General features: G+C 44.9%; 32 protein-coding genes. All 32 read left to right on the top strand.

The window, feature by feature from the left end; all coding sequences use genetic code 11:
- The first annotated feature begins 7 nt into the window (after positions 1–7).
- Entirely contained in the window at positions 8–775 is a 768-nt protein-coding gene (gene rpl4p / locus PAP_RS01710; RefSeq protein WP_048164327.1) for a 50S ribosomal protein L4, read from the top strand.
- A 10-nt stretch (positions 776–785) separates the two neighbouring features.
- A complete protein-coding gene (locus PAP_RS01715) occupies positions 786–1,046 on the top strand; it encodes a 50S ribosomal protein L23 (protein ID WP_048164329.1) in 261 nt (86 codons plus the stop codon).
- Between the two features lie 11 nt (positions 1,047–1,057).
- Entirely contained in the window at positions 1,058–1,777 is a 720-nt protein-coding gene (locus PAP_RS01720; RefSeq protein WP_048164330.1) for a 50S ribosomal protein L2, read from the top strand.
- Positions 1,778–1,788: 11 nt separating this feature from the next.
- The gene (locus tag PAP_RS01725; RefSeq protein WP_048164332.1) at positions 1,789–2,187 is read left to right on the top strand and encodes a 30S ribosomal protein S19; all 399 of its coding nucleotides are present in this window, start codon (positions 1,789–1,791) and stop codon (positions 2,185–2,187) included.
- Between the two features lie 11 nt (positions 2,188–2,198).
- Entirely contained in the window at positions 2,199–2,663 is a 465-nt protein-coding gene (rplV, locus tag PAP_RS01730; protein ID WP_048164333.1) for a 50S ribosomal protein L22, read from the top strand.
- 4 nt (positions 2,664–2,667) lie between these two features.
- On the top strand, positions 2,668–3,300 hold the full coding sequence (locus PAP_RS01735) for a 30S ribosomal protein S3 (protein WP_048164335.1): 633 nt from the start codon (positions 2,668–2,670) through the stop codon (positions 3,298–3,300).
- On the top strand, positions 3,297–3,497 hold the full coding sequence (rpmC, locus tag PAP_RS01740) for a 50S ribosomal protein L29 (RefSeq protein WP_048164337.1): 201 nt from the start codon (positions 3,297–3,299) through the stop codon (positions 3,495–3,497). Before PAP_RS01735 ends, rpmC begins: the two co-directional genes overlap by 4 nt.
- Positions 3,498–3,502: 5 nt before the next feature.
- Positions 3,503–3,802 carry a stress response translation initiation inhibitor YciH gene (gene yciH / locus PAP_RS01745; RefSeq protein WP_201769546.1) on the top strand — a complete coding sequence of 100 codons (300 nt, stop codon included), beginning with the start codon at positions 3,503–3,505 and terminating at the stop codon, positions 3,800–3,802.
- On the top strand, positions 3,688–4,065 hold the full coding sequence (locus PAP_RS01750) for a ribonuclease P protein component 1 (protein WP_084177520.1): 378 nt from the start codon (positions 3,688–3,690) through the stop codon (positions 4,063–4,065). Before yciH ends, PAP_RS01750 begins: the two co-directional genes overlap by 115 nt.
- Positions 4,062–4,397 (top strand): 30S ribosomal protein S17, encoded by a 336-nt coding sequence (locus tag PAP_RS01755; protein ID WP_048164343.1) that lies wholly within the window; start codon positions 4,062–4,064, stop codon positions 4,395–4,397. The genes PAP_RS01750 and PAP_RS01755 overlap by 4 nt, the downstream gene beginning before the upstream one ends.
- Positions 4,398–4,402: 5 nt before the next feature.
- Entirely contained in the window at positions 4,403–4,828 is a 426-nt protein-coding gene (locus tag PAP_RS01760) for a 50S ribosomal protein L14 (protein WP_048164345.1), read from the top strand.
- Between the two features lie 10 nt (positions 4,829–4,838).
- Positions 4,839–5,201: a 50S ribosomal protein L24 gene (gene rplX, locus PAP_RS01765; protein WP_048164346.1), complete on the top strand. Its 363-nt coding sequence runs from the start codon at positions 4,839–4,841 to the stop codon at positions 5,199–5,201.
- 2 nt (positions 5,202–5,203) lie between these two features.
- Positions 5,204–5,950 (top strand): 30S ribosomal protein S4e, encoded by a 747-nt coding sequence (locus PAP_RS01770; protein ID WP_048164348.1) that lies wholly within the window; start codon positions 5,204–5,206, stop codon positions 5,948–5,950.
- 11 nt (positions 5,951–5,961) lie between these two features.
- The gene (locus PAP_RS01775; protein WP_048164350.1) at positions 5,962–6,507 is read left to right on the top strand and encodes a 50S ribosomal protein L5; all 546 of its coding nucleotides are present in this window, start codon (positions 5,962–5,964) and stop codon (positions 6,505–6,507) included.
- A 3-nt stretch (positions 6,508–6,510) separates the two neighbouring features.
- Complete coding sequence (locus PAP_RS01780; RefSeq protein WP_048164352.1) at positions 6,511–6,681, top strand: 30S ribosomal protein S14; 171 nt, start codon at positions 6,511–6,513, stop codon at positions 6,679–6,681.
- Between the two features lie 11 nt (positions 6,682–6,692).
- Positions 6,693–7,085, top strand: a complete 393-nt coding sequence (locus tag PAP_RS01785) for a 30S ribosomal protein S8 (protein ID WP_048164355.1) — start codon at positions 6,693–6,695, stop codon at positions 7,083–7,085.
- A 10-nt stretch (positions 7,086–7,095) separates the two neighbouring features.
- Positions 7,096–7,650, top strand: a complete 555-nt coding sequence (locus PAP_RS01790; protein ID WP_048164357.1) for a 50S ribosomal protein L6 — start codon at positions 7,096–7,098, stop codon at positions 7,648–7,650.
- A gap of 10 nt (positions 7,651–7,660) precedes the next feature.
- Entirely contained in the window at positions 7,661–8,047 is a 387-nt protein-coding gene (locus PAP_RS01795; protein ID WP_048164358.1) for a 50S ribosomal protein L32e, read from the top strand.
- 6 nt (positions 8,048–8,053) lie between these two features.
- Positions 8,054–8,500, top strand: coding sequence for a 50S ribosomal protein L19e (locus tag PAP_RS01800; RefSeq protein WP_048164360.1), 447 nt, complete (start codon positions 8,054–8,056; stop codon positions 8,498–8,500).
- A 5-nt stretch (positions 8,501–8,505) separates the two neighbouring features.
- On the top strand, positions 8,506–9,102 hold the full coding sequence (locus tag PAP_RS01805; protein WP_048164361.1) for a 50S ribosomal protein L18: 597 nt from the start codon (positions 8,506–8,508) through the stop codon (positions 9,100–9,102).
- A 6-nt stretch (positions 9,103–9,108) separates the two neighbouring features.
- Entirely contained in the window at positions 9,109–9,816 is a 708-nt protein-coding gene (rpsE, locus tag PAP_RS01810; protein ID WP_048164363.1) for a 30S ribosomal protein S5, read from the top strand.
- An 11-nt stretch (positions 9,817–9,827) separates the two neighbouring features.
- Positions 9,828–10,292, top strand: coding sequence for a 50S ribosomal protein L30 (locus PAP_RS01815; protein WP_048164365.1), 465 nt, complete (start codon positions 9,828–9,830; stop codon positions 10,290–10,292).
- 10 nt (positions 10,293–10,302) lie between these two features.
- The gene (locus PAP_RS01820) at positions 10,303–10,746 is read left to right on the top strand and encodes an uL15m family ribosomal protein (protein ID WP_048164367.1); all 444 of its coding nucleotides are present in this window, start codon (positions 10,303–10,305) and stop codon (positions 10,744–10,746) included.
- A 33-nt stretch (positions 10,747–10,779) separates the two neighbouring features.
- A complete protein-coding gene (gene secY / locus PAP_RS01825) occupies positions 10,780–12,177 on the top strand; it encodes a preprotein translocase subunit SecY (protein WP_048164369.1) in 1,398 nt (465 codons plus the stop codon).
- A gap of 124 nt (positions 12,178–12,301) precedes the next feature.
- Entirely contained in the window at positions 12,302–12,892 is a 591-nt protein-coding gene (locus PAP_RS01830; protein ID WP_048164370.1) for an adenylate kinase, read from the top strand.
- On the top strand, positions 12,885–13,412 hold the full coding sequence (locus PAP_RS01835) for an EMC3/TMCO1 family protein (RefSeq protein WP_048164372.1): 528 nt from the start codon (positions 12,885–12,887) through the stop codon (positions 13,410–13,412). Before PAP_RS01830 ends, PAP_RS01835 begins: the two co-directional genes overlap by 8 nt.
- Positions 13,413–13,471: 59 nt before the next feature.
- Positions 13,472–13,744, top strand: coding sequence for a 50S ribosomal protein L34e (locus tag PAP_RS01840; RefSeq protein ID WP_048164374.1), 273 nt, complete (start codon positions 13,472–13,474; stop codon positions 13,742–13,744).
- Positions 13,745–13,767: 23 nt separating this feature from the next.
- Complete coding sequence (gene cmk, locus PAP_RS01845) at positions 13,768–14,346, top strand: (d)CMP kinase (protein ID WP_048164375.1); 579 nt, start codon at positions 13,768–13,770, stop codon at positions 14,344–14,346.
- Positions 14,347–14,595, top strand: coding sequence for a 50S ribosomal protein L14e (locus PAP_RS01850; RefSeq protein WP_048164377.1), 249 nt, complete (start codon positions 14,347–14,349; stop codon positions 14,593–14,595).
- Positions 14,596–14,755: 160 nt separating this feature from the next.
- On the top strand, positions 14,756–15,058 hold the full coding sequence (locus PAP_RS01855; RefSeq protein WP_236627000.1) for a DUF427 domain-containing protein: 303 nt from the start codon (positions 14,756–14,758) through the stop codon (positions 15,056–15,058).
- A gap of 10 nt (positions 15,059–15,068) precedes the next feature.
- Positions 15,069–16,409 carry a dihydrolipoyl dehydrogenase family protein gene (locus PAP_RS01860; RefSeq protein WP_048165899.1) on the top strand — a complete coding sequence of 447 codons (1,341 nt, stop codon included), beginning with the start codon at positions 15,069–15,071 and terminating at the stop codon, positions 16,407–16,409.
- 64 nt (positions 16,410–16,473) lie between these two features.
- The gene (locus tag PAP_RS01865; protein WP_048164380.1) at positions 16,474–17,487 is read left to right on the top strand and encodes an RNA-guided pseudouridylation complex pseudouridine synthase subunit Cbf5; all 1,014 of its coding nucleotides are present in this window, start codon (positions 16,474–16,476) and stop codon (positions 17,485–17,487) included.
- Positions 17,488–17,504 lie beyond the last annotated feature (17 nt).

A 17,504-nucleotide genomic window follows, 5' to 3' on the forward strand; every position in this document is an offset into this window, starting at 1 on the left:
AGGGATAATGAAAGTTCACGTTTACTCTTTAAATGGCGAGCCAATTGAGGAGATAGAGCTTCCAAAGGTCTTCCAAACACCATTCAGGCCCGATTTGATTAGGAGGGCTGTAATAGCTTCATGGACTCACAGGATTCAACCATGGGGAACCGACCCAATGGCAGGTAAGAGAACAAGCGCTGAGTCAATAGGAAAGGGCCATGGAATGGCTAGAGTTAAGAGGATGAAGACAGCCCCAAGGTTCGCTGCATTCGTCCCATTCGCTAGGGGCGGTAGAAGGGCTCACCCACCAAAGGTTGAGAAAATCATTAGGGAAGAGATAAACAAGAAGGAGAGAAGATTGGCTTTGATGAGTGCTATAGCAGCAACAGCTAATGCAGACCTCGTCAAGGCAAGGGGTCACATCATAGACGGCCTTCCTCAAGTTCCACTAGTAGTTGATGATGAGCTTGAGAAGGTCTTCAAGACTGCTCAAACAAGAGAGATATTCAAGAAGCTCGGCGTTTGGGAGGACATAGAGAGGGCAAAGAAGAACACCAAGATAAGAGCTGGTAAGGGTAAGATGAGAGGAAGGAGATACAAGAAGGGTAAGGGACCACTCATCGTTGTTGCAAAGAACGAGGGAATCATACAAGGTGCAAGGAACCACCCAGGTGTTGATGTCGTATTAGTGGACAACTTAGGTGTTGAGTTCCTAGCTCCAGGTACACACCCAGGAAGGTTGACAATCTGGACTAAGGGTGCCATAGAGAGGTTGAGAGAAATTTACGGCTGAGGTGAGATAAATGGACCCATATAAGGTTATTGTAAGACCTGTAGTTACAGAAAAGGCGGTTTCACTAATCGAAACCGAGAACAAGCTCACATTTATAGTCGACAGAAGAGCTACAAAGAGCGACATCAAGAAAGCCGTGGAAGAAATTTACGGTGTCAAGGTAGACAAGATAAACACACTAATCACAATGAAAGGAGAAAAGAAGGCTTACGTTAAGTTGAAGCCTGAATACAACGCAAGTGAAATTGCCGCAAGGATAGGATTATTCTGAGGTGAGTGAGAATGGGTAAGAGTTTGATTCAACAAAGGAGAGGTAAAGGAAGCCCAACATTTAGAGCTCCATCTCACAGGTATAGGGGAAAGATTAGGTACATCCCATTCAACATAACCAAGGAAAAGACCTTGGTAGGCAAGGTAGTTGAGATACTCCACGACCCTGGAAGGACAGCTCCAGTTGCAAGGGTTAAGTTTGAGAACGGCATGGAGAAGCTAATAATAGCTTCAGAGGGCCTCTTGGTTGGAGAAGAGGTCTACATTGGGCCAAACGCTCCGGTTAAGATAGGAAATACACTTCCATTGGCTATGATACCAGAGGGAACTTACGTTTACGACATTGAGGGCGTCCCAGGTGATGGAGGAAAGTATGTGAGGGCTGGAGGAACATACGCTCTAGTAGTCTCAAGGGAAGCCGATAGGGTAATAGTCCAACTTCCAAGTGGTGAGCTCAAGCACTTCAAGCCAAACTGTAGGGCAACAATAGGTATTGTTGCTGGCGGTGGAAGGTTAGAGAAGCCAATAGTTAAAGCCGGTAAGGCCTACTACATCATGAAGGCTAGAAACAGGTTCTGGCCAAAGCCAAGAGGTGTCAAGATGAACGCAGTCAACCACCCACACGGTGGTAAGGAGCACCACATTGGAAGGCCAAGCACAGTTGCAAGGAGAGCTGCCCCAGGTCAAAAGGTTGGTCATATAGCTGCGAGAAGAACTGGAGTGAGGAAGTGAGGTGGTAGAAAATGGTCAAGAAGGAATTTGTTTATCGCGGTTACAAGCTTGAGGAACTTTTGAACATGCCCCTTGACAAAGTAGCTGAGCTCTTTCCCTCAAGGCAGAGGAGGAGCCTTAAGAGGGGCTTTACCCAAGACCAGAAGAAACTCATTAGAAAAATTAGACTTGCTAAGAAGGGTAAGTATAAAAAGCCAATTAGAACCCACAGCAGGGACATGGTTATCCTCCCAGAGATGGTTGGAATGACAATCCACGTCCACAACGGTAAAGAGTTCGTCCCAATCGAGATTAAGCCTGAGATGATAGGGCACTACTTGGGAGAGTTTGCCCTAACGAGAAAGATAGTCCAACACGGTTCACCTGGTATGGGTGCTACGAGGTCATCAATGTTCGTAGCGGTCAAGTGAGGTGAGTGGAGATGGTTAAGCGCTACTACTCTTTCCAAAATTTTGATCCAGAGAGGATGGCAAAGGCTCAAGCTAGAGATCTTAGGATGTCACCCAAGCTCTCAATTGAGGTGTGCAATGCTATTAAGGGTATGATGCTCAATGATGCAATCAGGTTCCTTGAGGAAGTCATCGAGCTAAAGAGACCTGTTCCACTTAGGAGATTCCACGACTCACAAGGACACAAGAGGGGTAAAGGCTTTGGTCCAGGTAGATATCCAGTTAAGGTCTCAAAGGCCGTACTAAAGCTCCTCCACAACGTTAAGAACAACGCTGAGCAAAAGGGCCTTGACCCAGACAGGCTTAAGATAGTTCACATAAAGGCTGATAGAGGACCAAAGCTCCCAGGATACATCCCAAGAGCTTTCGGTAGGGCTACACCATTCAATGAGCAAACAACACACCTTGAAGTTGTAGTTGAGGAGATTAGGGGGTGAGTGAATGGCAATAGAGAGATATTTCGTTAAGGAAGCAGTTAAGGAAATGCTCATCGATGAATACCTAGAAAAAGAATTAAGGAGAGCTGGCTACGGAGGTTTGGACATCAAAAAGACACCCTTAGGAACAAAGGTCATCATATTTGCCGCTAATCCAGGTTACGTCATCGGCAGGGGTGGAAGAAAGATAAGACAGCTTACAAGAATCCTCGAGAGAAGATTTAATTTGGAGAACCCACAAATTGAGGTTGAGGAAATTAAGAACCCCTACTTAAACGCTAAAGTCCAAGCTGTAAGGTTAGCTCAAGCCTTGGAGAGGGGTATACACTTTAGAAGGGCTGCATACTCAGCTATAAGGGCTATAATGAACAGGGGCGGCGCGAGAGGTGTCGAGATTAGGATCAGCGGAAAGCTAACAGGAGAGAGAGCTAAGAGCGTAAGGTTCTACCAAGGCTATCTCGCTAAGGTTGGAAACCCAGCTGAAACACTAGTCTCAAAGGGCTATGCTCAAGCAATCCTCAAGCTCGGTGTCATGGGTGTGAAGGTTAGCATACTTCCACCAGACGCAAAGCTCCCAGATGAAATTGAAATTGTTGACAAGCAAGAAGAGATTGTTGAAGAGGTGAGCGAGCAATGAGGCCAAGTGAAATTAGAGAGATGAGCTTAGAAGAGATAGACGCAAAAATCAAGGAAATCAGAATGGAACTTGCTAAGGAGAGGGGTATGCTTACCATGGGGACCTCCTTGGAGAACCCCATGAAGATTAGATCCCTTAAGAGGGATTTAGCCAGGCTGCTTACAATCAGAAATGAGAAGGTTAGAGGAAAAAGGTGAGGTAGATAATGCCGAGAATTGTAAACCCCATAGATGAGATGCTCTTTAAGGAGGTCGTTAAAGAGCAACAGAGGATTAAGGTTTACCTTGAGAAAGGGCGCTATGGAAAGCTCAAAACAATAATCGATGGCATAGATGAGAGGGAGTTTGATCTCGACCAAATTGCAAAAAAACTAAAGGGTAAGCTGGCATGCGGAGGAACAGCAAAAAACGGAAGGATAGAGCTTCAAGGAGATCACAGGGACAAGGTCAAGAAATTGTTGGTAGATCTTGGATTTTCAGGGGACTTAATAGAAATCGAGTGACCAGGAAAACCATAATATGGCATGAACTCATAGGACTGAAAGCAAAAATCATAAAAAGCCCTCATCAGGGGTTTATGCATATAGAGGGATACGTGATTGACGAGACAAAGAACACCCTCAAAATCTTGGGGGATAAGCTCTACATAATCCCCAAGGATCAAGTTGAGATTGAGTTTGAGATCGGCGATAAAAAAGTCATAGTTGATGGGAAGGAGTTGATTGGAAGACCCGAGATGAGATTGAAAAAGAGGTGGAGAAGATGAGAGACATTGGATTGGGTGTAAAGCCCCCAGAACAAACTTGCAATGATCCAAAATGCCCATGGCATGGAAAGTTAAGGATTCACGGTAGAGTATTCGAGGGAATAGTCGTAAGCGACAAGGCAAAGAAGAGCGTGACAGTTGAGATGCAGCACTATCGCTACCTTAAGAAGTACGAGCGTTACGAGCTTAGAAAGAGCAGAATACACGCATACAATCCAGAGTGCATTGACGCAAAAACCGGCGACAAGGTTTTGATTGCAGAGACAAGGCCATTGAGCAAGACGAAGAACTTTGTTGTAGTGGCCATAACACAAAAAGCCGGTGAGAGGTGATAAGAATGGCAAAGAAGGGTGCTGGTGCTACGAGAGGATTAAGCCCAATCAGGCCAACAAGGGCTCTCCCAATTGGTGCCTACCTCAAGTGCGCCGACAACTCAGGTGCTAAGATATTGCAGATTATAGGTGTTGTTGGCTACAAGGGAACTAGGAGAAGGCTTGCTTCAGCAGGCGTGGGAGACATGGTTATAGCGAGGGTCAAGAAAGGAAGGCCAGACATAAGGCACCAAGTTGTTAGGGCTGTTATCGTTAGGCAAAGAAAGGAATACAAGCGCTTGGATGGCATGCGTGTAAAGTTCGAGGACAACGCTGCTGTGGTGACAACCGAAGAAGGTGTTCCAAGAGGAACTGAAATTAGAGGCCCAGTTGCGAGGGAAGCTGCTGAGAAGTGGGTTAGGTTGGGAAGTATAGCGAGCACGATATTGTGAGGTGAGAAGAATGAAGATTAAGAGTAAGCAACCAAAGAAGCAGAGGAAGTTTTTGTATAACGCTCCTCTACACTTGAGACAAAAGATAATGAGTGCAACGCTTTCAAGCGAGCTCAGGAAGAAGTACGGCTTCAGGACAATGCCAGTTAGGAAAGGCGATAAAGTCAAAATCATGAGGGGAGACTTCAAGGGACATGAAGGAAAGATCGTGGAGATCGACTTGAAACGCTACAGAATTCATGTTGAAGGCGCAACACAAAAGAAAGTTAACGGAACAGAGGTTTTCTATCCAATACACCCCTCAAACGTTATGATAATTGAGCTTAATTTGGAAGATGAGAGAAGAGAAAGAATAATTGAGAGGAGGGCTTGAATATGGCTAAGAAAGGAGCAAGGAGACATCTTAAGAGATTAGCCGCTCCAACTCAATGGTATATTGAGAGAAAGGCATACAAGTGGGCTGTGAGACCATCTCCGGGTCCACACAACATGAGGACTTCAATTCCTCTGCTGTACATCGTTAGAGACTACTTGGGCTATGCAAAGACAGGAAGAGAAGCTAAGAAGATCCTCAACGAAGGCAAAGTTCTCGTTGATGGAAAGATAAGAAAGGACTACAGGTTCCCAGTTGGTATTATGGACGTTGTCTCAATCCCAGCATTAGGCGAGCACTATAGAGTAATACCAAACAGGCTTGGAAAGCTCATTCTCCACAAGATAAGCGAGGAAGAGGCTAAGGTTAAGCCATTGAAGATCAACAACAAGCGCATGGTTAAGGGAGGAAACCTCCAATTGAACCTTCACGACGGAAGCAACCACCTCATCAAGCTCAGCTCACTAACAGATGAGACAAAGGATCGCTTTAGGACGTTCGACACAATCCTCATGAAAGTGCCTGAGAGGGAGATCGTTGAGGTCATCCCCTTTGAAGTTGGAACCTATGTCTTCGTTACCCAAGGTAAGAACGTCGCAAGGAAGGGTAAGATAGTTGAAGTGAGGCACTTCCCAATGGGATGGCCAGATGTCATCACAATCGAGGATGAAGAGGGAGAGCTCTTCGATACATTGAAGGAGTATGCAATCGTTATTGGAAAGGAGTCACCAAAGATTTCGTTACCATGAGGTGAAGCGAGATGAATAGAGAGGCAATTTTAAAGGACTGGGAAGCTCATCCAATGAGGAGGCCCAAAGTGGCTAAAGTTACCATAAACATAGGTGTTGGCGAGAGCGGAGAGCGCTTAACTAAAGCCGAGAAAATGCTTGAAGACTTAGTCGGCCAAAAGCCAATTAGGAGAAGGGCCAAGCAAACCAACAGGGACTTCGGAATTAGGAGAGGAGAGCCAATCGCTGTTAAGGTCACCCTTAGAGGCGAGAAGGCTAGAGAGATGCTAAAGAGGCTTTTTGCAGCAGTTGATAACAAAGTAAAGGCTTCAAACTTTGACAACCACGGAAACTTATGCTTCGGTGTCAACGAGCACATAAACATACCCGGTGTCGAATACGACCCAGAGATTGGTATCTTTGGTATGGACGTGTGTGTAACACTTGAAAGACCAGGATTCAGGGTTGCAAAGAGGAGAAGGAGAAGGCACCACATTCCAACAAGGCACAAGCTCACAAAGGATGAAGGGATTGTTTTCATAGAAGAGGAGTTTGGCGTCCAGGTTGTGGAGGGATGATAGATGGCTAAGGCAGACTACAACAAGAGGAAACCCAGAAAGTTTGGTAAGGGCGCGAGAAGATGTGTTAGGTGCGGCCAATTTGGCCCAGTTATTAGAATTCAAGGCTTGATGTTGTGCAGGCACTGCTTTAGAGAGATGGCTCCTAAGTTGGGCTTTAAGAAGTACGAGTGAGGTGGTAAAAGATGACTTTACTTGACCCATTGGCAAATGCATTATCACATATGACGAACAGCGAGAAGGTTGGAAAGGGTGAGGTTTACATAAAGCCTGCCTCAAAACTTATTGGAGAAGTCCTTAGAGTTATGCAGCAGAACGGCTACATCGGTGAATTTGAATTCATCGATGATGGAAGGGCTGGAATATACAGGGTTCAATTGAAAGGTAAGATAAACAAGACTGGAGCTATAAAGCCAAGATTCCCAGTTAAGGCGAAGGAGTATGAGAAGTGGGAGAAGCGCTTTTTGCCAGCATTCGACTTCGGTATACTCATTGTCTCCACATCTCAAGGTATTATGACTCACAAAGAAGCTAGAGAAAAGGGCATTGGTGGAAGGTTGATAGCCTACGTCTACTGAGGTGAGAAAAATGCCAGTTGATGCATGGGTAAAGGAAGAGGTTGAGATTCCAGAGGGAGTAACTGTCGAGATTAACGGTAACCTCGTGAAGGTTAAAGGTCCAAAGGGAGAGCTCGAGAGGGTCTTTGATTATCCTGGAGTTAAGATCCTCGAAGAGGATGGAAAGCTAATAGTCTACAAGGAGTTCCCAAGGAGGAAGGACATTGCAATCGCAAGAACTTACAAGGCTCACTTGAACAACATGATAAAGGGCGTTACAGAAGGCTTCACCTACAAACTCAAGGTAGTTTACAGCCACTTCCCAATGACTGTTAAAGTTCAAGGAGATACAGTCCTAATCGAGAACTTCCTCGGTGAAAAAGCTCCAAGAAAGGCCAAAATACTCCCAGGTGTTACCGTTAAAGTCATGGGATCAGAAATAATCGTTGAGAGCATTGACAAAGAAAAAGCCGGACAAACAGCGGCAAACATTGAGCAAGCCACGAGAGTTAAGGGTAGAGATAGAAGAGTCTTCCAAGATGGTATTTACATAGTTGATAAGGCTGGTAAACCTATAAAACTCTGAGGTGTGAGAGATGAACGAAAAAGCGAGACTCTTAAGATTAAGGGCTAGGATCAAGAGGAAAAAGCCTGACTTTTACAGGCAAGAGTGGTGGAGGTACCCACGCTTTAAGAACAATCCAAAGTGGAGAAGGCCAAAGGGAATCGACAGCAAAATGAGGATGAGGTGGAAGGGCAAGCCAGCCGTGGTATCAATAGGCTGGAGGTCACCAAAGCTCGTCAGAGGCTTGCACCCAAGCGGATATGAAGAAGTGTTAGTCCACAACGTCAAGGAACTCGAAGCTTTGAACCCAGAGAGACAAGCAGCTAGAATCGCAGCCGCTGTCGGTAAGAAGAAGAGGATCATGATTATTGAGAGAGCTAAAGAATTGGGAATTAAAGTATTGAATGCGAGGGTGTGATGAGCTATGCTTAAGATGCAAAAGAGAATTGCTGCCGAGCTTTTAAAGTGTGGCGAGAACAGGGTCTGGATAGACCCAGAGAGAATTGAAGACGTCGAGGCTGCAATCACAAGGGAGGACATAAGAAGGCTCATAGATGAGGGAGTCATTAAGAAGAAAGCCATTAAAGGACAAAGCTCATACAGGGCTAAGATAAGGAAGGAAGCAAGGAAGAAGGGAAGACACAGGGGACACGGTAGCAGGAAGGGTAAGAAGACTGCAAGGATGGGTAAGAAAGAGAGATGGATGATGACAATAAGGGCTTTGAGAAAGGAGCTTAGGAAGCTCAAAGCAGAGGGTAAGCTTGACGCACACACCTACCGCCGCTTGTACATCAGGGCAAAGGGTGGACAATTCAAGAGCAAGCACCAATTGTACCTCTTCATGGAAGAGAAGGGAATATTAAAGAGGTGATATAGATGGCTCACGGACCAAGATATAGGGTTCCCTTTAGGAGGAGAAGAAGTGGTAAGACTAACTATCACAAGAGGCTTGCATTACTCAAGTCAGGCAAGCCAAGATTAGTTGTGAGAAAAACATTAAACCATCACGTTGCCCAAATCGTAGTTTATGATCCAAACGGCGATAAAACACTCGTTTCAGCTCACACAAGGGAGCTAGTGAGAGACTTTGGGTGGAAGGGTCACTGCGGAAACACTCCAAGTGCATACCTCCTCGGTTTGCTCATAGGCTACAAAGCTAAGAAAGCGGGCATTGAAGAGGCTATCCTTGACATAGGACTTCACCCACCCACAAAGGGTTCAAGCATATTCGCAGTGCTTAAGGGTGCAATTGACGCTGGATTGGAGATACCACACAGTGAGGAGATATACCCAAGCGACGAGAGGATTAGAGGAGAAGTAATAGCCGAGTACGCAAAGGCTCTCAGGGAGGAGGGCGAAGAGAAGTACAGGAAGCAGTTTAGCGGTTACATCGTTAAGGGTTTAGAACCCGAAAAGCTCCCAGAGCACTTTGATGAGGTAAAAGCGAGAATAGAGGAAAAGTTTGGAGAGTGATGAGAGATGAGCCAAAACTGGAAGGAGTACGCTCAAAGAGTTTTAGAGGAATGGCAACCCAAGACCAAGTTGGGTATGCTCGTCAAGGAAGGACAAATCACAGACATTAGCGAAGTCTTTAGAAAGGGTTACCAAATCAAGGAGCCCGAGATAGTTGATGTCCTCTTACCAGAAGTCAACGACAGACAAAACCAAGAAGTCCTCGACATAGCTTTGACCGTTAGAATGACTGACAGCGGTAGGAGAATTAGGTTTAGGGTTTTAGCCGCTGTCGGAAACAGAGATGGTTACGTAGGTCTTGGAATAGGGCACGGTAAAGAAGTTGGTATTGCCATTAGGAAGGCTATCAACTATGCTAAGATGAACATCATCGAAATCAAGAGAGGCTGTGGCTCTTGGGAGTGCAGGTGCAGGAGGCCACACTCAATTCCATTCGCTGTTGAAGGAAAGGCTGGAAGCGTTAAAGTTAAGCTAATGCCAGGACCAAGAGGTTTGGGATTGGTCATAGGTGACGTTGGTAAGAAGATACTCACACTTGCAGGAGTTAAGGACGTTTGGTCACAAACATTGGGTGAGACAAGAACAACAGTGAACTTCGCCCATGCAGTCTTTGACGCACTCTACAACACGAACAGGGTTGCAGTCCAGCCAGATATGATTGAGAGGTATGGTATTATAGTGGGAAGGGAGATGCCGCAAAACTTTGAGCTTTGAGGTGAGCAAAGATGGCAAAGATGGCTATAATTAGAGTTAGGGGAAGAGTTGGCGTTAGAAGAGAAGTGAAGGACACTCTCGCAATGCTTAGGCTCCACAAAGTTAACCACCTGGTCATAATTGACGACACACCATCATACAAGGGCATGATACAAAAGGCTAAGGACTACATCACTTGGGGAGAAATCGATGCTGAAACCCTCGCAAAGCTCCTCAAAAAGAGGGGAAGACTCACAGGCAACAAGAAGCTTACAGAAGAATATGTTCAAGAGAAGCTCGGCATGAGCATTGAAGAGTTTGCCCAAGCAGTCATCAACGGTGAGAAGAGCTTAAAAGACCTCGAAGGCTTAAAGCCTGTCTTTAGACTCCACCCACCAAGGGGAGGCCACAAGACAATAAAGAGGCCATTCAAGGACGGCGGAGCCTTGGGTTATAGAGGCGAGAAGATTAATGAGCTTATAGAGAGAATGTTGTGAGGTGCTAAAGATGATCAGGAAAAAGAAAAAGGTGAGGAAGCTTAGAGGCTCTCACACTCACGGATGGGGATGTAAGAAGAAGCACCGCGGCGGCGGTCACAAGGGCGGTAGAGGTATGGCTGGAACTGGTAAGAGAAGCAAAGCCAAGTGGACTTGGGTCATCAAGTACATGCCAGACCACCTCGGAAAGCACGGCTTCCACAGGCCAAAGGCCGTTCAAAGGGAAGTCATAGCTGTTAACTTAAAGTTCATTGACGAGCACTTAGATGAGCTCATGCAAATGGGCATCGCATACGAGGAAGAAGGAAAGATAATTGTTGACACAACCCAATTTGCCGACAAGGTTTTGGGAACTGGAAAGCTCACAAAGCCTTTAGTTGTGAAGGCAAAAGCCTTCTCCCCTAAGGCTCAAGAGAGAATTGAAGCCGCTGGGGGAGAGGCTCTCCTCACTTGATTTCCTTTTTCAACAATTTTTGAGGTGTAACCTATGGGTGCAAGGGATATAATCTATGCCATCGAGAGGGCGTTTCCAGAAATTGATAGGCCTAAAAGGCACGTACCTTTAAAGGAAAAGCTTGCATGGACCGGAGTTGTTTTGTTGCTATACTTCATATTGGCAGAGATACCTCTTTTTGGATTGCCAGCACAAATACAAGACTACTTTGAATCCTTGAGGGTTGTCTTGGCTGGTAGAAGCGGTTCAATTCTAACATTGGGTATAGGTCCAATTGTCACCGCTGGTATCATTATGCAATTGTTGGTCGGTTCTGAGATTGTGAACTTGGATCTTTCAAATCCAGATGATAGAAGATTTTATCAAGCACTCCAAAAAGTGTTCGCCGTATTCATGTGCTTCTTTGAGGCTGCTATTTACGTCTTCGCAGGAGCATTCGGTAAAGTAGGCGTCGATATATCCATGAGCATAGCGATATTGTTGCTCTTCCAATTAGCCTTCGGTGGGATAATGCTCATGATAATGGACGAACTTGTGAGCAAGTGGGGAATAGGCAGTGGTATAAGTCTCTTCATCGCTGCCGGAGTCTCACAGCAAGTGATTACCCAAACTTTCAACCCATTAAGAGCACCAGGCTACTTCCTTCCAGGAACCCAAGAGGAGGCATTCATAGGTGCCATACCAGCGTTCTTCCAGTACCTAATGAACGGCGACATTAGAGGAGCATTTTATAGGGGCAGCTTGCCAGCTATATGGAACGTGTTGGCGACGCTCATAGTATTTGTAATAGTCGTCTATCTCGAGAGCATGCGTGTAGAGATACCGTTGAGCTATGGAAGAGTTACAGTGAGAGGAAGGTATCCAATTAGATTCCTTTACGTTTCGAACATACCAATCATCTTGACATTCGCCCTCTATGCAAACTTCCAACTTTGGGCTAGGTTGTTAGTAAGAATTGGGCACCCATGGCTTGGAACGTTTGATCCAAATACAGGGGCTCCTGTTAGTGGATTCATCATGTTTACGAGACCACCAAGGGATATCTTCAGCATAGCAAGCTGGTCGCACTTATTTGGATATGCACTAATGACCATAGGCTTCAGCCTGCTCTTTGGATGGCTTTGGGTTGAGCTTACAGGCTTAGATGCTAAGAGCATAGCAAGGCAACTCCAGAGAGCTGGAATGCAAATACCTGGATTTAGAAGAGACCCGAGAATCCTTGAACGTGTCTTGAACAAGTACATCCCATACGTCACAGTAATGGGCTCTTTCGCTGTTGCATCGATTGCAGTACTTGCAGACCTACTCGGTGCTTTAGGTACGGGAACAGGTATATTGCTGACGGTAGGTATCCTCTATAGGTTCTACGAGGAAATAGCAAGAGAACAAGTAAGCGAAATGTTCCCAATGCTACGTAAACTCTTCCAGTGACGGCTTTTCTTTTTCTCTTGTTTTCCCAACTTTTGATAGAAAACTTTTAAAAGCATGCTTTCTTCAAATCTGTTGACAAGTGTAAAATATAGTCATTTTCAATGACTGCTCTTAGGTGAGTTTAATGCCATTTGTAGTCGTTATCACTGGTATTCCTGGAGTTGGGAAGAGTACAATAACAAGGCTTGCCCTAAAGAGGACGAGGGCAAAGTTTAGGTTACTAAACTTTGGAGACCTGATGTTCGAGGAGGCTGTGAGAATAGGCTTAGTCAGGCATAGGGATGAGATGAGAAAACTCAGCTTACAAACCCAAAAAAAGCTCCAGCTAAAGGCAGCACAAAAGATAGCGGATCTAGCGAAGAGGGAACCGATTTTACTGGATACTCACTGTACGATTAAAACTCCCCTTGGATATCTGTTAGGTCTCCCAAGAGATGTCATAGAAACAATAAGTCCAAACTTTGTCGTTATAATAGAAGCATTTCCGAGTGAAATTCTTGGAAGGAGACTTAGAGACTTAAAGAGAGACAGGGATGTTGAGACTGAAGAGCAGATAAAGAGACACCAAGATTTAAATAGGGCGGCTGCAATTGTTTATGCAATGTACTCAAACGCTTTAATAAAAATCATTGAGAATCATGAGGATAAAGGTTTAGAAGAAGCTGTTGAAGAGTTGGTTAAAATACTCGATCTGGCGGTGAGGGAAAATGATTGAAGTAATCCATAATGCACTTGATGCCGCATTTGGAGGCATCATTTTAAGTCTTCAACCCATATGGGTGGCTACAATATTTGGAGCGATAATGGGTGTGTTCTACACTTTGGTAAACCGCAAATTTGTTGATCAGGAGAAGATGAAGAAGCTCCAAGAAATGAACAAGCAGTTCCAAAAGGAATGGAAAGAGGCTCAAAAAAATAAAGATGAGAAGAAGATGAAGAAGCTCCAACAAAAGCAGATAGAGATGTTAAAGCTTCAAAACGAGGTTATGAAGGATTCAATGTTCAAGCCAATGCTCATAAGTTTTCCAATGTTCATAATCTTCTATGGATGGCTTGCGAGGTATTACGTTGAGACCGCAATAGTTAAAATACCCTTTAACTTCTTCCTTGTTGACTGGTTCCACGGAATGTACCACTCATCTCTCCAAGCAAACGAGTTGGGATTCCTTGGCTGGTATTTCCTAACCACATACATAGTTGGTTCGATATTGAGGAAGATACTTGACATGGCATGAGCTAAAGCTAAAATTTAAAAAGCCATTGGCAAAACAAAGCTTAGCAGGAGGTGTTGTGAATGAAACCAATGTATAGATCAAGGTCATGGAGAAGAAAGTACGTTAGGACACCTGGAGGAAGGGTGACCATACACTTTGAGAGGAAGAAGCCAAAGATAGCCCACTGTGCAATGTGCGGAAGGCCATTGAACGGTGTTCCAAGGGGAAGGCCAAGCGAGATTAGGAAGCTTGCAAAGACCCAAAAGAGGCCGGAGAGACCAATGCCACACCTCTGCCCAAGCTGCATGAGGAAGGTCATGAAAGCCCAAGTTAGAGCTCAAATTGCCCTCTGAAAAAATCATCTTGGCGGATGAAAATGACAAAGAGAGGACTAGTAATAACAGTGAGCGGCTTGGCAGGTAGTGGGACAACTACCCTGTGCAAAAATATAGCGAAGCACTATGGCTTTAAGCATATCTATGCGGGTTTGATATTCCGCCAAATGGCCCAAGAAATGGGCATGACTCTAAACGAATTTCAAGAGTATGCAGAGCTCCATCCCGAAGTGGATAGGGAAGTGGACAGGAGACAAATCGAAGCTGCAAAAGAGGGGAACGTTATTATTGAGGGTCGTTTGGCTGGATGGATGGTTAAAGACGCTGACTTAAAGATTTGGCTCGACGCTCCCTTGAGAGTAAGGGTTGAGCGTGTTGCCCGTAGGGAAAAGAAGCCCTACGATATTGCCTTCATGGAGACTGTCGAGAGGGAGAAGCAGAATAGGAAAAGATATTTAAACCTCTATAGTATCGACATAGATGACCTTTCAATTTATGATTTGGTCATAAACACTTCAAAATGGAAGCCTGATGGCGTCTTCGCTATTGTGAAGGCAGCCATCGACCACCTTGCTCCCGAAGGTGACTCGGGAGCGGGAAAAACTAAGGAGGTGGAATGAATGGTAGCTATGGATGTTGGAAGGATTGGTGTTATCCTTGCAGGTAGAAGGGCTGGTAAGAAAGTCGTCGTCGTTGACGTTATAGACAGGAACTTCGTCCTCGTTACAGGCGCTGGGAACGGTGTTAAGAGGAGAAGGATGAACATCAAGCACATCGAGCCACTCCCCGAAAAGATTGACATTCAAAGGGGAGCCAGCGACGAGGAAGTTAAGCAAGCCCTTGAAGCTGCCGGCATAACACTTGAATGAACTCTTTAAATAAGCGCACGCTTGCGGTGAGGGGCTTAGCCCCTTATTCTATCCCTGAATTTTATTTAAATAATGCAAACTTTTTTGGATTTCACTTTTCATTTTGAAAATCAATAACTATTTAGCTTTTCAATGCGTAATTTGTATAGAGCATTTGGGGATGAGTTTTATGGTTAAAGCAGTTTGGAATGGAGCTGTTCTTGCAGAAGTTGAGAAAAAGAGACTCATCCTTTTGGAAGGAAACGTTTATTTCCCACCTGACTCAGTGAATAAAAAATACCTCAAGGAAAGCGATATTCATTCAACATGCCCTTGGAAAGGGGAAGCGAGCTATTATGATATTGTCGTTAATGGCAAGGTGAATAAAGATGCTGCTTGGTATTATCCTGAACCTAAAGATGCTGCAAAGCACATAAAAGGCTACGTGGCTTTTTGGAAAGGAGTGGAAATAATAGATGAATGAGGGATTAACTGTGGTGAGATATTTTGATTTAGTCGTAATTGGGAGTGGTGTGGCTGGGACTTTAGCCGCTCACAAGGCTAAGCAGGCAGGTTTGAATGTTGCTGTAGTCGATGAGCGCCCTTTTGGAGGTACCTGTGCATTAAGGGGCTGCGATCCAAAGAAGATTTTGGTCGGTGCGGCTGAGCTTGTGGATTGGGCAAGGAGAATGAAAGGAAATGGAATAGACGGAGAAATAAAAATAGACTGGAAGGAACTAATGAAGTTTAAGAGGAAATTTACTGAGGAGATGTCAAAAAGGATTGAACAAGGCTTTGAGAAGGCAGGCATAGAGACTTTTCATGCTCATGCGCGCTTTTTAGATGAAAGAACTCTTGAAGTAGATGGGGAAAAGCTTGAAGCGAGGTTCTTTTTAATTGCAACGGGAGCAAGGCCGAGAACGCTTAATATTCTCGGAGAAGAATATGTTATAACGAGCGACCAGTTTTTGGAGCTTGATAATCTTCCCGAAGAGATTATCTTTGTTGGTGGAGGATATATCTCCTTTGAGCTTGCACACATAGCTTCGCGTGCAGGTGCTAAGGTTAAGATACTCCATCGCAGTGAGAGGCCTTTAAAGAACTTTGAACCCTACTTGGTGGAGAAACTTTTAGAGGCGACAAGAGAGAAGGGGATAGAAGTTATTTTAAACACCCCCGTGGTGGGAGTCGAGAAGAAAGGGAACAGGTTCATTGTCAATACGGCTCAAAATGAAGCACAATTTGAAGCTGACTTAGTTGTTCATGGAGCAGGGAGAGTGCCAAACATCGATGGTCTTGGCTTAGAAAATGCTAATATCGAGCACGATAGTAGGGGCATTATAGTGAACGAATACATGCAAAGCATTTCTAATCCAAGGGTTTATGCTGCAGGCGATGTTGCCAAGGGAGGTTTACCTTTAACTCCTGTTGCTGCTGTCGAGGCAAGTATAGCCACGAGCAACATTATAAAAGGCAACAATAGGAAAATAAACTACAAGGGAATCCCTACAGCAGTTTTTACAATACCTCCTATGGCTTCAGTTGGTTTGAGAGAAGAAGATGCTAAGAGAGATAGTCTAAACTTCACTGTAAAACAAGGGGACACATCGAGATGGTATACCTCTAAGAGGATAAACCTCAAACACTCTGCATTCAAGATATTGATAGAAAAAGAGACAGGAAAAATACTAGGCGCCCACTTGTTGGGGCACAACGCTGATGAAGTGATAAACATATTTGCTTTAGCAATCCAACTAGGATTAACTGCTCAAGACCTAAAGCACCGCTATTACTCCTATCCAACGAGTTCTTATGACATCCTCTACATGCTTTGACATTTCTAAACCTTTATAAGCTTCGCAGTGAACTCTCCAATATAACGCTCGCTAGGTGATAGCTATGGTAAAGAAGAAAAAGAGGGAGAGAAAGTACCTTTTGCCTGCGGATACTAAGAGAGAGATTGTGATAAAAGATGATAAGGCCGAAACGAATCCTAAGTGGGGCTTTTCTCCATATGAAAGGCCAATAGATTTGCACATAAAGTATGGGGTTATCAATTTGGACAAGCCTCCGGGACCTACTTCCCATGAGGTTGTTGCGTGGGTTAAGAGAATTTTAAACTTAAATAAGGCGGGCCACGGTGGAACCCTTGACCCTAAGGTGAGCGGTATCCTTCCAACAGCTTTGGAAAATGCTACGAGAGTAGTTCAAGCTCTTTTGCCAGCGGGAAAAGAGTATGTGGCTTTAATGCATCTTCACGGTGATGTTAAGAAGGAGAAAATACTTCAAGTAATGAGCGAGTTTGAAGGTGAGATAATTCAGAGGCCGCCTTTGAGAAGTGCTGTTAAAAGGAGATTGAGAACCAGAAAGGTTTACTACATTGATGTTTTGGAGATTGATGGTAGGGATGTCCTTTTTAGAGTTGGTGTTGAGGCTGGGACTTACATAAGGTCGCTCATCCACCATATAGGCTTAGCATTGGGAGTAGGCGCTCACATGGCCGAGCTTAGGAGGACGAGGAGCGGACCCTTCAAGGAGGATGAAACCCTCGTAACGCTTCACGATTTGATTGATGCCTATCACTTTTGGAAGGACGATGGAATAGAGGATTACTTTAGAAAAGCAATCCAACCGATGGAGAAAGCGGTTGAGCACTTGCCCAAGGTGTGGATTAGGGACTCAGCGGTTGCTGCCGTAACCTATGGGGCAGACCTAGCAGTTCCCGGAATCGTTAAGCTTCATAAAGGCATTAAGCGCGGTGACCTCGTGGCCATAATGACGCTCAAAGATGAGCTTGTCGCGTTGGGCAAAGCTATTATGACAAGCGGCGAGATGCTCAACGAAAAGAAGGGTATAGCGGTCGATGTGGAGAAGGTGTTCATGCCTAGGGATTGGTATCCAAAGATGTGGTAGCAAACTTCGCCTTCGCG

Source organism: Palaeococcus pacificus DY20341, from assembly GCF_000725425.1.
In the GTDB taxonomy this organism is placed as follows: Archaea; Methanobacteriota_B; Thermococci; order Thermococcales; family Thermococcaceae; genus Palaeococcus; species Palaeococcus pacificus.